This window comes from Nostoc sp., from assembly GCF_036917935.1.
GTDB lineage: Bacteria > Cyanobacteriota > Cyanobacteriia > Cyanobacteriales > Nostocaceae > Nostoc.
The window spans coordinates 1-14,082 of sequence record NZ_JBALEL010000057.1 but is presented as its reverse complement, the minus strand read 5'-3'; the positions used below and the strand labels follow the sequence as shown (position 1 = coordinate 14,082).

Annotated in this window: 9 protein-coding genes; 6 read left to right on the top strand and 3 right to left on the bottom strand. The window is 42.5% G+C overall.

The window, feature by feature from the left end:
• The 4 genes from V7K62_RS24320 to V7K62_RS24305 all read left to right on the top strand — a co-directional run.
• Positions 1-198: hypothetical protein (locus tag V7K62_RS24320; RefSeq protein ID WP_334868599.1), on the top strand; the 198-nt coding region annotated here is incomplete at its 5' end.
• Positions 143-1,312, top strand: coding sequence for a sigma-70 family RNA polymerase sigma factor (locus V7K62_RS24315; RefSeq protein WP_334868597.1), 1,170 nt, complete (start codon positions 143-145; stop codon positions 1,310-1,312). The genes V7K62_RS24320 and V7K62_RS24315, both read left to right, overlap by 56 nt.
• Before the next feature lie 19 nt (positions 1,313-1,331).
• Complete coding sequence (locus V7K62_RS24310) at positions 1,332-2,513, top strand: DUF1822 family protein (protein ID WP_334868595.1); 1,182 nt, start codon at positions 1,332-1,334, stop codon at positions 2,511-2,513.
• 35 nt (positions 2,514-2,548) lie between these two features.
• Positions 2,549-5,038, top strand: a complete 2,490-nt coding sequence (locus tag V7K62_RS24305) for a CHASE2 domain-containing protein (protein ID WP_334868593.1) — start codon at positions 2,549-2,551, stop codon at positions 5,036-5,038.
• 39 nt (positions 5,039-5,077) lie between these two features.
• On the opposite strand, the gene V7K62_RS24300 is transcribed toward V7K62_RS24305, so the two are convergent.
• From V7K62_RS24300 to V7K62_RS24290, 3 genes are all read right to left on the bottom strand, one after another.
• The gene (locus V7K62_RS24300) at positions 5,078-6,199 is read right to left on the bottom strand and encodes a nitric oxide synthase oxygenase (RefSeq protein WP_334868591.1); all 1,122 of its coding nucleotides are present in this window, start codon (positions 6,197-6,199) and stop codon (positions 5,078-5,080) included.
• A gap of 17 nt (positions 6,200-6,216) precedes the next feature.
• Positions 6,217-6,762 (bottom strand): GAF domain-containing protein, encoded by a 546-nt coding sequence (locus tag V7K62_RS24295; protein ID WP_334868589.1) that lies wholly within the window; start codon positions 6,760-6,762, stop codon positions 6,217-6,219.
• Positions 6,763-6,907: 145 nt separating this feature from the next.
• Positions 6,908-8,419 (bottom strand): NarK family nitrate/nitrite MFS transporter, encoded by a 1,512-nt coding sequence (locus V7K62_RS24290; protein WP_334868587.1) that lies wholly within the window; start codon positions 8,417-8,419, stop codon positions 6,908-6,910.
• Between the two features lie 629 nt (positions 8,420-9,048).
• Here V7K62_RS24290 and V7K62_RS24285 point away from each other — a divergent pair.
• Both V7K62_RS24285 and V7K62_RS24280 read left to right on the top strand, forming a co-directional pair.
• Positions 9,049-11,745, top strand: a complete 2,697-nt coding sequence (locus V7K62_RS24285) for a two-partner secretion domain-containing protein (protein WP_334868585.1) — start codon at positions 9,049-9,051, stop codon at positions 11,743-11,745.
• 40 nt (positions 11,746-11,785) lie between these two features.
• On the top strand, positions 11,786-14,002 hold the full coding sequence (locus tag V7K62_RS24280) for a CHAT domain-containing protein (RefSeq protein ID WP_334868583.1): 2,217 nt from the start codon (positions 11,786-11,788) through the stop codon (positions 14,000-14,002).
• The last annotated feature ends 80 nt before the right edge of the window (positions 14,003-14,082 follow it).

Here is a 14,082-nt window from a genome sequence, read left to right as displayed (position 1 = left end):
TCTGTCTGCTGGTTAGAGGATTCCGTATTTACTAGTATTATAAACTACCAATTTTTTAGCGATCGCTCTTTGGGGAAAAACTTTTTGGTTTACTGGTTTATATTTTTAATTGCTTATGCGTCCTCGCCAAGAAATTACGGGCATGTTCTCAACATTCGTGCAGTTGGAAAGAGGCAGATTCAGCAAATGGTTGACTGATGCCAAACTGTATAGAAATATGCAAAATCACTTAGAGCATTCGTCATCAGCACCTAAATCAGAAAACTTTTGGGCGCTATACTGGCACAAACAATGGCGCTTTAAGTTGAATAACCTTGCCAGAATGCATTTATTAGCTTATTTACAAGAAGCATGTTATTGGGTTGCTTCAAAAACAGTTGCTAAATTTAATCTCAGCCAATACATGCTCGCTGATTACTTTCAAATGGCGATCGCAGAAGTCGAAACAATTCTTAAAGACTTCAACCCCAAAAAATCTTCTAGCTTAAAAGCTTACGCCATGATGGTAATGCCCAGTCGCCTGAGAGATATTTTACGTCAACGCAAGGAAGCTGATATTTGCACCAATTGGGCATTGTTACGCAAAGTGAGCAAAAAGCTGCTTAGTGAAGCTCTTAGTGAAGCTGGATTATCACAAAGCGCAGTTGCTCAATATCGTTTAGCTTGGACTTGTTTCAACGAACTTTACATCCAAAACCAACCAGGAGGTACCAGTCAGTTACCAGAACCGAATCGCCAACTTTGGGAAGCTATTGCCAACCTATACAACCACCAACGCCAAAGCCAAATCACTCAACCTACTGAGCAACGCAACGCACAGACAATTGAACAGTGGTTAACCCAAACAGCTCTCTACGTGCGTGCTTATCTATTTCCATCTGTGAAATCTCTAAATGCGTTCAAGCAAAATGATGACAGGACAATAACATTTGATTTGCCAGACCCATCCTCTGACTCACCAATGGCTGATATGATAGCCGAAGAGGATGTCCAAAATCGACAAAACCAAATATCTCAGATGTCTAGTGTATTGTTAAAAGCTTTACAGAGTCTAGATGTACAATCCCAAGAAGTACTTAAGCTTTACTACGAACAGGGACTGACTCAGCAGCAGATTATGCAACAGTTGCAGATGAGTCAGCCTACGGTGTCTCGCAAACTGGTTAAAGGTAGAGAATCAATACTTGCAGCACTGATTAAGTGGAGCCAGGATTTGAATAATTCTGTTAATTCCAACCAAATTAAAGATATGAGTCTTGCTTTGGAAGAATGGTTGAGAAACCAGCATGGTGAGTACAACATAAATCCTTAGTTTTCACAAGGTAGTAAAAATGACTTGCGCGTTTGCAGATCCCAGAGAATGGTTGTTAGAAATATCACCAACTATTCAGGCGCAATCCTGGCAGCAAAGCCAGGTTTATGCCACGTCTAGTAGTCGCTGGTGCGCTTACATAAATCAAATTTGCCTCCATGCTTTCTTGGATTGGATCTCAACTGAGGATTTTCCCCAAACCAGTGTTTGGTACAGTTTTCCTGGTACTCCAGCTTTTTGGGAATTTGTCAATGGCACAGCAATTTTGCTAGAGGGTAGGCGAATAGTGTTGATCCCCAGTGAAGCAATTGATGATAGCGAGTTAGAAGTCCCTCAAGAATGGGTAGATATTCTTAGCTGGGCAGCAGACTACTATTTAGCAGTGCAAGTCAAACCCGATGGCGAGTGGGTACGAATTTGGGGTTACACAACCCATGAAGAACTGAAATCTCTAGCTCACTATGACTCAGTGGATAGGACTTATTGTATAGATGCACGGCATTTGACAAAAGACCTCAATGCTTTCTCTTTGAGTTACCAATTTTGTCAAGGAGAAGAGATGAAAGCGGCTATAGATCCATTACCACAATTATCCACCGAGCAAGCAGAAAATCTTGTGCAACGGTTAGGCAATACCTCTTTTCGTTTCTCTAGATTGGCAGTACCATTTATAACTTGGGGAGCGCTACTAGAGAATGAGCAGTTGCGGCAGCGCTTGTACCAACAACGGCAGCAGCCACAATCTTCCCAAGTGCGAGTGAATCTGAGTCGTTGGCTAGAAGGTATATACGATGATTCTTGGGAAGCAATAGAAACATCTTTGCTTTTCAATTCCAACAGTCTAGCTTTTAATTTCAGGAGTGGCTCTGGGTTAAATGTTGGTAGTATAAAACGAGCCAAGCTGATTGATTTGGGAATGGAAATAGAGTCTCAAAAAGTGGTGTTATTAGTTGCCTTCATACCAGAGGATAGCCAACAAGTTAGTATTCGCGTGCAACTACATCCTGCCAATGGAGAATATCTACCTGTTAATATCAAGTTAGCTTTGCTCTTAGAGTCAGAAGAAATTATTCAGAAAGTGCAAGCAAGAGAACAAGATAACTACATACAATTGAAACGGTTTGATGGAGAAGTAGGAGAATGTTTTAGCATCCAAGTTACTTTTGATAGTCACCAAATAACAGAAGATTTCGTTATTTAACCGTTAGTCATTAGTCATTCATTAGATAAGGACAAATGACAAATAATAAACCACAAATGAGTAAGCTAGTTATCTTCAGCTTGTTGGGAGGAGACTTAAATCAAGGATTTCCTATTGTCACGGCTCAACTTTGGCACAATAACCAATTATTTAAAATAACAGGGAGTCTGCCAGCAATACCAGAACTTTCCGAACTCTACAGAAGATGGAAGTTACTCTACGAAGCTATCCATCAACGTTTGGGCAACAATCAACGTATAAAAGTGCATTCACAAGATATTACCAATATTTCTGTGAATGATTTCGATGAAGTATGTCGTCAGTTACAAACACATATCAATGCTTGGTTAAAATCTGAATCCTTCCAAAATATTGAACGACAGTTAAGGACTCTACTCAGTCGAGATGATGAAATTAGAGTTATTTTTGAAACAAATATAGCTTTACTGCATCGATTACCTTGGCATTTGTGGGATTTTTTTGAGGATTACCCGAAAGCAGAATTAGCTTTAAGCAATCATGAGTATGCATCTCCTCAAGTTGTACAAGAATCTACTACAGATCGAGTCAAGATTCTAGCAATTTTCGGTAATAATTTTGGTATTGATATTGATAAAGACCGTTCTTGGTTGCAAAGTTTAACAGATACTCAAACTACGTTTCTTGTCCAACCTACACGAAAAGAACTTGATGAGCAACTGTGGAATCAGAATTGGGATATTCTATTTTTTGCCGGACATAGCGCTAGTATTGCAGATGGGGAGATAGGAGAAATTTACATTAATCAAAGCGAAAGTTTAACAATTTTTCAATTTAAAAATGCACTTAAGACAGCAATTACACACGGTTTAAAACTAGCAATTTTTAACTCCTGTGATGGTATTGGTTTGGCACGAAATTTGGCTGATTTGAACATTCCCCAAATGATTGTGATGCGGGAAGGGGTATCAGATTTAGTCGCACAGGAGTTTTTAAAAAACTTTCTTGTCGCTTTTACAGGAAATAAGCCATTTTATTTGGCTGTGCGAGAAGCGCGGGAAAGACTTCAGGGGTTGGAGAATAACTTCCCTTGTGCTAGTTGGTTGCCAGTGATTTGCCAAAATCCTACAACTGTTCCTACAACTTGGCAAGAACTGCGCGGTGGTTTGGGTGACACCGAGATTCGCAACGAAGTTTCGACTCAAAGCACAATTTCGCTCGCCAAGACCAAAAGCACAATTGCAACTCGAAAGGGCAGACTTTGGACTGTACTGCTGAGTACTGCTATTGTGACTCTTTCAACGATAGGTTTGAGATACTTGGGGGTTTTTGAGAAAGCTGAACTGCAAACTTTTGACCAAATGCTACTCCTGCGACCAAAGGAAGATTTAGATCCAAGATTGCTCGTTGTTGAAGTTACTGAAAAAGATATTCAATCCCGACAAGAGACGACCACAGGAGTGAAATCTATTTCGGATAGTACGTTAGCTCAATTACTCAACAAATTACAAAAGTATCAACCGCGAGTCATTGGACTGGATATTTATAGAGATTTTGCTGACCCCCCAAATGAATCAAAGCCGATACAACTCTCCACTGAACTGAGCAAAGAAAATGTGGTAGTTGTCTGTAAAGGCAGAGATCGTAAACACGACCCCCAAGGTGTTAAACCACCTCTTGAAGTCCCTGTAGAACGTCAGGGTTTTACCGATGCAATTCAAGATCCAGATGGTATCGTCCGTCGCCAAATTATGATGATGGCACAAGAGCCTTCGTCTGTTTGTACAACGCCTTACTCACTTTCGTTACAATTAGCTGCTCGTTATTTATCTTACGAAAATATTCAACCTGATTTAAATGAAGATTATGTACAGTTTGGTTCTAAAGTATTTAAACGCTTAAAGCCTGGTCGGAGTGGTGGCTATCAACAAAGAGTTGATTTAGGCGGATTTCAAATACTTGTTAATTACCGTAATGTAGATTACCAAAGAGTTTCTTTGGCAGATGTATTGAGTGATAAAGTTAACTATACTTTTTTCAAAAATAAGGTTGTTCTCATCGGAGTGACAGCTAACACTATCAGCGATACTTGGTCAACTCCCTACTCAGCTGCACAGCAACCTTACCAGGAAATACCAGGCATATTTATACAAGCGCAAATGGTTAGCCAAATTTTGAGTGCAGTTTTAGACAAGCGTCCAATTCTTGGGGTTTTACCTTTTTGGTGCGACATTCTCTGGATATGGGGATGGTCGAGTGTGTCTGGTTTGATTGTTTGGCGCGTGCGTCATTCACTACTGAATAAGGGATGCGCCATGTTTGCGATAGTTATCATTTTATATGGAGCTTGTGCGATCGCCCTTTGGGGAGTTCCTTTTGGGAGCATCATCCTTTTAAAACAAGGGGTATGGTTACCATTTATTCCCTCAGCCTTTGCTGTACTTGCAAGTGGCGTTGTTGTGTTGTTTGTTCAACGCAGTCAGAAATTTCCTACATCCTCTGAAGTGAGTATGCAAAATCCGGCAAAACTTGATGAAACAAGGTAGTATTTACTTTTTATAGTTGCAATCCCTAAACCTAATGAGTCAACCAGATAACAAAGAGTAACTTGCTTGTTGAGGGAAAAAGTTTGGTTTCAAGCAAACATTCTCCATCTCTGTATGAAACACTTCGGTGGCAGAAGCAGAGATAGGCGGAACAATTCTGCCCCAATCAGCAGGAACCATCCGACCAGCCTGTGCTTCTCGTTCCATGTGTTGAATAAACTGAGATGAAGCCGTATGGTGATCGACAATCGACACGCCTCGCTGCGCGAAGGAATGAAGCACCGCAGTATTTAGTGCCACCAACGCCCGATCTTTCCACAAAGAAAGTTTAGAGCGAGTATCCAACCCCATTTTTTCTGCAATGATGGGCAATAGGTTGTAACGCTGCACATCTCCCAAGTTGCGGGCACCAATTTCTGTACACATATACCAGCCACTAAAGGGTGCTGTTGGGTAGGAAATGCCACCAATTTCTAAACGCCAGTCTGAGACAGCTGGTAAGGCGTGCCACTTCAAACCTAAATCAGCAAACCAAGGGTAGTCAGGATGGCTAAGGAACACTTCCAAAATTGCCTTTGATGGAATCTCAAACCATTGAGGAGGCTGATCTGGCATCTGAATAATCAGAGGTAATACATCAAATGGAGTTCCTTTACCTTTCCAACCGAAATGTTGACAAATCTCGGTGAATTCGCAGTGTTCTGGATCGCCAACAACTGAGCCATCTGCTTGACGATATCCAGCGTAGCGAATCAGTTGTGGGTTCCAAATACGCATACCCTTCTTGCCTGGTTGTTGAGGTGCAAAAATACTAATATAGGGGCGGATACTGCCATTATTGGTTGCTAACTCAATGTGTTCAACGAGGGTGGCAAAAATCTCCTCGGCTGTCGTCAGATGGCGCAAGTCGCGGACATTTAGCGACTGCCAGAAGATTCTCCCAATGCAATTTGTGCTGTTGCGCCAAGCAACTTTGGCTCCGTAGGCAAGTTCTGCTGGAGTTTGCCAGTAGGTTTGCGATCGCTTATATTCCTGATACACCTCTGCTAGTCGTGCTTCGAGGTGTGATTCTGGTTGATCGTGTTCTCGATAAAACAATCGGAGGTAGTCGGTTGCCTCTAGCAGCATTGGCAAAGCTTCTAAGTAACTGAAATCGTGCATAGTGACTAATGCCTCCTTTAGAAACAGTTTTTCAAGGCAACCTGTGCGGCTGCTGCCATAACTAGTTCGATGATTTGTGGATCTTGCTCACAGATTTCAGACCGAAAAAAGACAAGCACTGCTATCACTTGAGCCTTCGCGAGAATCGGTACTCCCAATCCAGTTTTGATACCGAACGCCTTGGCAATGTAATGTCGTAAAAAGTAAGTTTCTGAGTGAGCCGAAACATCTAAAATCCATTCGGGTTGCTGTGATGACCAAACTCGCCCTGGTAAGCCAACACCAGCAGACAAGATAAACGCTTCGCTACACAACCGGAATTTCTGCAAGTCAGACACTTGCTCGATGCTTCTTGCTGGGTTGACGTACCAAGCTGGACTAACTTCTAGAATCGTGCCATCCTGCTTAGGAATCCAAGCTTCTCCATAATCCCAGTTGATGCTTTCACAGATAGTACGAAGTGTGGCAGTAAGCACAGCATTAAGCTCTGTTGTTTTGCTGATTGACTGATTCAGTGTATGTAACAGTTGAATTTTTGCCTCGGCTTGTTTTGAGTTGAGCATAATCTTTACAAGTTCGAGAAATGTTGGACTTTGCTACTGAATCAACGCAGGTGGATTACCAGTTGAAGGCTAATTTATAGAAATAAATGTTGAGCTTTGAGCTTTTAGTATCGCTGCCGTACAAGGTAGTGTTTGGCTGCCCTTGTCAATTGCTCTGCTCTACTTTCGGAATGGCATTGTTTTCAGCAAAAGAAGGACTGGGTTCCTGGAGAAAGAATCCGCAGAGGCTAGCACAGATCAGCGCTACCACGCCCATTGTGGAGAATAGTGTCCAAGTATTCGTGAAGTTATAAACCGTTAGATAAACTACGCCGCCGACATTACCGTAAGCCCCAACAGTACCTGCAATCTGACCTGTAATGTCTTGCTTAATTAACGGCACTAGGCTGAAGGTGGCACCCGCACCTGCTTGGACAAAGTAAGCACACAAGAGCGTCACTCCAATGGCAATTGGTAACGACCAATGACTGTTGATTCTGCTCATGAGTAAAAAGCCGACTCCAATACCAGCAGTGAACAGCGTCATCGTCCATTTGCGACTACTGCATTTATCGGAGATGAGTCCCCCACTCGGTCGCGATACTAGATTCAAAAAGGGATAGCTAATGGCAGCTATTATGCCTGCTGTGACCCGATTTAGGGCAAAAGTTTGTTCAAAGAACATTGGCAGAATTGAGAAGACGGCTAACTGAGCGCCAAAATTGGTGAGATAGGTGAAGCTTAGTAAAGCAATTTGACGAAACTGATAGCGTTGTGTAGACGGATAGGTTTTACTACTTTTGAGAAAATTCGAGTTGAGCGGGTTCAAGGAACCCACGACTTCTCGATTCACCTGCCAAGACTTATAGGTTTGCAAGAGGAATAACCCTGCCAGAAATCCCCAGCACAATAGCTCTTGCCAGCCCTGCAAAAAGTGAATTTGCGGTTGTGTGAGGGGAAAGGTAAGTATGCCCAACGACAGCCACATCCCCAAGTCCAGCGCCATCATTGCCCAAAAGCTGTTAGCGGACGTGACAAGCATCGCGCCATGTCGCTGAGGTCGCTGATAGACTTTACCTGGTGGAGTATCTTCAACGCTAAGTAAGTAGACTACACCGTAGAGCGCGGCAACGATTCCGGTCAACATAACTGCCAATCTCCAGTTAACCGCACCATTTGATAAAAAAGTTGTGGTAACGGCTAAAGCAGGTAATGTAAATTGGGCAGCAGCGGCTCCAAAGTTGCCCCAGCCTCCATAAATCCCTTGAGCAAAACCAATTTCTTGAGGAGGAAACCACTCTGCCACCATGCGAACTCCCACTACAAATCCAGATCCCATAATCCCGGTGGCTAAACTGCTCCAGACTAGTTGGTTGAAGTTGGTTGCAGTTGCAGCAATCGAGCAGGGTATGAGCGCCAACACGAGCAATGCTGAGAAGACAAGGCGAGGACCAAAGCGATCCAGAATCATGCCCACTACAATTCGCGCTGGAATGGTCAAGGCTAGATTACAAATTGCTAAAACTTTTAGTTGCTCAGTGGTTAACTTTAAATCCTGCTGAATCGTTGTAGCAAGCGGAGCCATGTTAAACCAAACGACAAATGAGAGAAAAAAGGCAAACCAGGTTAGGTGAAGAATGTAGTAGCGATCGCGAAATGACAATAATCTTCGGATCACGAAAAATCTCCTTCTTGGGGTCAATTTAGTAAATCTAGCTGTCACCCAAACCAGTTATCGTCCAGGTGACACCAGTAGCAATGCAAGTGGAAAATCAAAGGTTTTTAGCTTTACCTTCTGATTCTTAATTGGTAGCAGTGACTTTGGTTTATTCACTATCTAACCTGAGTCCGGGTTAAGACAGAAGCTAAAAAGCTGATTCTGTAAGGATTAAGCAAAACTCTAAGTGATAAAAGAAGTAATTACAGTGGAATCATTTTGTCAATAAGGCTCACAAATGAGATTAACATCAACAATATGCCTTATTGAGAACCGATTAAAACAGAGCTTCAGACCGAACAACGAGAAATCATGGGTTTTGAGGATTTCTTATCCCGAACTTAGGTTATCTAGAACTGCCGGGAGGACTCCAGATAGGCGCAAAGCAAGGTGGAGTCTTGATTAGAGTAGGAAAATTACGTAAAGACAGCGTATTTCAGGTAACTACAGTACACCATTTTTATAAATAGTTACATATCTATTTTTATGGGTAATTTCTGAATCACTCTTAAAGGTGTACTTCATTTCCATACAAAGCGCTGTAAATTGAGGACTCACTAGCTAAATTTCTTTATCAATAGGAGAGTGCAATGTCTGGAGTATCTATACGTTTGTACTGGTGGCAAGGTCTAGAAATTGCGATCGCGAGTGCAATAGTCTTATATCCAAATAGCTCAGTTGCTCAAATTACGCCAGATGGGACTCTGCCAAATAATTCCAACGTGAGATTAGAAGGTAATACCAAGATTATCTCAGGTGGAACGACAAGAGGCGCTAACCTATTCCACAGCTTTAGAGAGTTTTCTGTTCCCACTGGTCAGACAGCTTTCTTCGATAATGTATTCGATATTCAAAACATTTTCACACGAGTCACTGGCTCAAGCGTTTCAAACATTAATGGGTCGATTCGTACCTTGGGTAAAGCCAACCTGTTTATCATCAATCCCAATGGGATTATTTTTGGTAAAAATGCCAGTTTGAATATCGGCGGTTCGTTTGTTGCCACAACAGCGAATGCCATAGGATTTGGCAATCAGGGATTTTTCAGTGCCTCGAATCCAGAAGCACCTTCACCGTTGTTAACAGTAAATCCAAATGCCTTATTATTTAATCAAATTGCAGCTGCACCGATTAAAAATAGTTCGACTGCACCAGCAGGATCTACTCCTGGTGGCAGGAATGCATTTGGTCTACGTGTCCCAGATGGTCGAGGTTTGCTGCTAGTAGGCGGCAATGTGAACATAGATGGTGGAAGATTGAATGCTTTTGGTGGACTCGTCGAGTTAGGTGGGTTAGCTAGTGTTGGTACAGTTGGGTTGAATGGGGATGATAGTAATAGTCGTTTGAGTTTTCCCAATAGTGTAGAAAGAAGCGATGTTTTCCTTAGCGATCGCGCCCAAGTAAATGTATTGGCTGGCAATGGTGGTAGTATCACAGTTAATGCCCGGAATTTAGAGATGACAGGAGGGAGTTTCCTGCGTGCAGGCATAGACAGTGGATTGGGTTCTGATAATAGTAAGGCAGGAAATATTTCGGTTAATGCTACGGTCGCAATAAACCTTAACAATAACAGTGAGATTTTTAATCAAGTGCTATCAGAAGCAAATGGACAAGGAGGCGATGTCAGTATCAATGCTAGTACCTTGCTAGTGCAAAATGGGGCACGGGTAAATACTGGCACTTCTGGTACGGGCAAGGGTGGAAATTTGAGGGTTGATGCCTCTGATGTGCAAATCATTGGTAGAAGCGCTGATGGTCAGTTTCCTAGTGGCTTGTTTACTTCTGCACAGCCAAACTCGACAGGGGATACGGGTGATATAACCCTAAGAACCAATACCTTGCTAGTGCAAGATGGGGCACAGGTATTTACTGGTACTTTCGGTGCGGGCAAGGCAGGTTTTTTGAGTATTGATGCCTCTGATGTGCAACTGATTGGTAGAAGCGCTGATGGTCAGTTTGGCAGTGGCTTATTTGCTCGCGCACAGCGAAACTCAACACGGGATGCGGGTGATATAACCCTAAGAACCAATACCTTGTTAGTGCGAGATGGGGCAGTGGTAAGTACTAGTACTTTCGGTGCGGGCAACGGGGGAAAATTGACTGTTGATGCCTCTGATGTACAAATCATTGGTAGAAGCGCTGATGGTCGGTTTGGCAGTGGCTTGTTTACTCGTGCAGAGCGAAACTCAACAGGGAATGCGGGTGATATAACCCTAAAAACCAATACCTTGCTAGTGCGAGATGGGGCAGTGGTAAGTACTAGTACTTTTGGTGCGGGCAACGGGGGAAAATTGACTGTTGATGCCCAAGATGTGCAACTGATTGGTAGAAGCGCTAATGGTCAGTTTGGCAGTGGCTTGTTTACTCGTGTAGAGCGAAACTCAACAGGGAATGCGGGAGATTTGACGGTCAAAACCAATACCTTGGTAGTGCAAGATCAGGCAAGAGTAAGCGTAGCGAGTCTCGGAACAGGAACCGCAGGCAACATGACATTAAATGCACGCTCTATCCGTTTAAAGAACAACGGCTTACTCATCGCCAATACAGGCAGCCCCAAAGTTGACCGAGATAGAGAACAGGCGACAATTAACATTAATTCAAAAGATTTAATTATGACTGGCAATAGCAACATCAGAACCAACGCTACAGGAAAAAACGTTATCGGCGGCAACATCAATATTAATACCGATATCCTGGTTGGCTTTGAAAATAGCAACATCAGCGCTAATTCTGCTAACTTTCGTGGTGGGAATGTCAGAATCAATACTAAAGGTATCTTTGGTATTCAGTTCCGGAATGTAAATTCCCGAAACACAAGCGATATCACCGCCACAGGGCGAACTCGCAGGTTAAGCGGTAATGTAGAAATCACTAGACCTGATATTGACCTCACTAGCAGCTTAATTGAACTTCCTACTAATCTCGTTGATGTCTCACAGCAAATTTCCACCGCTTGCACTCCTGGAAGTCGGCAATTTCAGAGTTCTTTTGTGTCAACAGGACGCGGTGGACTACCGATGAGTCCCACTGAACCATTACAAGATACAAGTACTCTCTCAGCGTGGGTGAGATTAAAACCACAACCCGCAACAAGAGCTAAAACAACAATTTCGCCACAACCAACAGCAGTCTCAAATAGTACTAAAGTTGCTGCGGCGATGACCATTGTGGAAGCTACTGGTTGGGTAGTCGATCGCAATGGGAATGTAGAACTCGTGGCGCAAGCACCTAATGTCACTCCTGATAGTTCTCGACAAACTCCTGCTTCTTGTTCTGCATCTCGCTAAGGTGTGAAATATGCATCCATTTGCGCTGACTAAGCGACTCATGAGATTTGTGATAAGCTATGTAGTCCTATTTACCCTTGCTTTTTCCCTAACTATTATCCCCAAGACATACGCCAACCAACCCCAAATAAATTCACTCGCCAGATTGTACACCCAAACCACCAAACCTTCAACCACAACACCAGAGCAACTTGTCTCTCAAGGAGAAGCGCTTTATCAATCTGGACGCTTTGCTGAAGCTGTAACTGTTCTACAACAAGCTGTCCGTATCTATCAACAACAAGGCGACAACCTTGTACAAGCCGCAGCACTAACTAACCTCTCTCTAGTGTTTGAGCAACTCGGCTCATGGAAAGAAGCGTCAAAAGCGATTAATAACAGCTTAAATCTACTTGGCTGGGACAACACAAATCAAAAGTTAAATGTCAACAATCTCAAGTCAGAATTGCTAGAAGTTCTAGCACAAACTCTAGATATTCAAAGTGGACTGCAACTCTCACAGGGACAGGCAGATATATCTTTGAAAACATCACAGATTTCAGAGCAATTTTGGAAGCGCTTAGGTAAACAATACAATGCTGGAGTGACGCGCAGCCGTATCAATCAAGCACAAGCTCTACGAGTTTCTGGTTTTTACCGCCGTGGCTTAGACATATTGAATGAAGTCTCTCAACAGTTACAAACCCAACCTGACTCACTGGAAAAGGTTACTGCTTTGCGATCGCTCGGTAATGTCCATCGACAATTAGCTGACTTAGAGCAATCTTGGAAAAATTTAAAACACAGTTTAGAAATTGCCAAACGTCTGCAACTACCTTCAGAGACTAGCCTAATAGAATTTTCTCTTGGTAATACTGCTAGAGACTTAGGTAATAAAAAAGACGCTATAGCTCATTATGAAAAGGCGGCTTTAATTGCGCCAAACTCACTCACCAAAGTTCAAGCTCAAATCAATCAACTCAGCTTGCTTGTTGAGAATGAACAAGTAGCACAAGCAAAAACAATAATACCCACAATCCAATCTCAACTCGCAACTCTGCCTACTACTCAAGCTGGTATTTATGCACGGATCAATTTTGCTCGCACCATAAGTAAAATTGGTAATAAAAAAGATATTGCAGAGACTTTGGCAAACAGCGTTCAACAAGCCAAAAACATAGGTGATGAGCGCACTCAATCCTATGCTCTAGGCAGTTTAGCAGAAGTCTATGAGCAAAACAATCAATGGCTTGATGCACAGAAATTAACGCAGCAAGCATTGTTTCTCGCTCAAAAACTCGATGCTTCAGATATAGCTTATCGTTGGGAGTGGCTGTTGGGACGCTTGCTCAAAGCACAAGGAAATATTGAGGGAGCGATCGCTGCTTATGATACCGCAGTTGCAACTCTTCAGTCTCTCCGTACCGATTTAGTTGCGGTAAACCGAGAAGTGCAGTTTAATTTTCGTGATAGCGTAGAACCTATTTATCGCCAGTCAGTAGAACTGCTTTTACAACAGAAAGGACAAGAAAAACCCGATTTAGATAAAGTCCGCAAGCGAATAGAAGCTTTGCAATTGGCAGAACTAGATAATTTTTTCCGAGAAGCTTGCTTGAGTAACCAATTTGTAGTATTGGACAAAGTGGTAGACCGCGATCGCCCTAATACTGCCATTTTTTACCCGATTATCTTAGATAACCAATTAGAAATAATCCTCAAACTTCCCAATCAACCTTTGATACATAAAACTTCTGTGGTAAACCATCAGCAAGTAGAGCAGGCGATCGCCCAAATGCGAGAGACGATAGTCCAACCTGATGCTAATAATAAATTTGAAGTGGTTTCCCAGCAGCTTTATGATTGGTTAATTAAACCAGTTGCAGGTGAACTCAAAAATAGTAGAGTTAATACTCTAGTCTTTATTCCAGATGGGTCATTACGAAACATTCCAATGTCTGCATTGTCTGATGGCGCATTGTATTTAGTCCAGAAGTACGCTATAGCCATTAGTCCGGGATTGCAACTATTTACCCCCAAACCTCTAGCACAGAAAAAATTAAACGCTCTTGCTGGAGGACTCTCGCAACCACCCAGGAACGAAAAGTTTGCACCGCTTCCCAATGTCAAGGTTGAACTCGAATTGATTCAGCAATCGGGCATATCGACAACGATATTATTGGATGAAAATTTCAAAAGTACAACTTTACAAAAAACGATTAATGCCCAACCATTTAGAATCAGTAAACCAAAAAGTTTTTCCCCAAAGAGCGATCGCTAATCAAGTTTACGTACTTCAAAGTACTATATACTACTAAATATATAATTAATGCTTATGCTGCTGTGAAAGGTTTCAAAAAA

Coding starts and splice junctions, on each gene's coding strand:
- V7K62_RS24310 (WP_334868595.1), top strand. CDS start 1,332: ATGACTTGCGCGTTTGCAGATCCCAGAGAATGGTTGTTAGAAATATCA.
- V7K62_RS24300 (WP_334868591.1), bottom strand. CDS start 6,199: ATGCACGATTTCAGTTACTTAGAAGCTTTGCCAATGCTGCTAGAGGCA.
- V7K62_RS24285 (WP_334868585.1), top strand. CDS start 9,049: ATGTCTGGAGTATCTATACGTTTGTACTGGTGGCAAGGTCTAGAAATT.
- V7K62_RS24315 (WP_334868597.1), top strand. CDS start 143: ATGTTCTCAACATTCGTGCAGTTGGAAAGAGGCAGATTCAGCAAATGG.
- V7K62_RS24280 (WP_334868583.1), top strand. CDS start 11,786: ATGAGATTTGTGATAAGCTATGTAGTCCTATTTACCCTTGCTTTTTCC.
- V7K62_RS24295 (WP_334868589.1), bottom strand. CDS start 6,762: ATGCTCAACTCAAAACAAGCCGAGGCAAAAATTCAACTGTTACATACA.
- V7K62_RS24305 (WP_334868593.1), top strand. CDS start 2,549: ATGACAAATAATAAACCACAAATGAGTAAGCTAGTTATCTTCAGCTTG.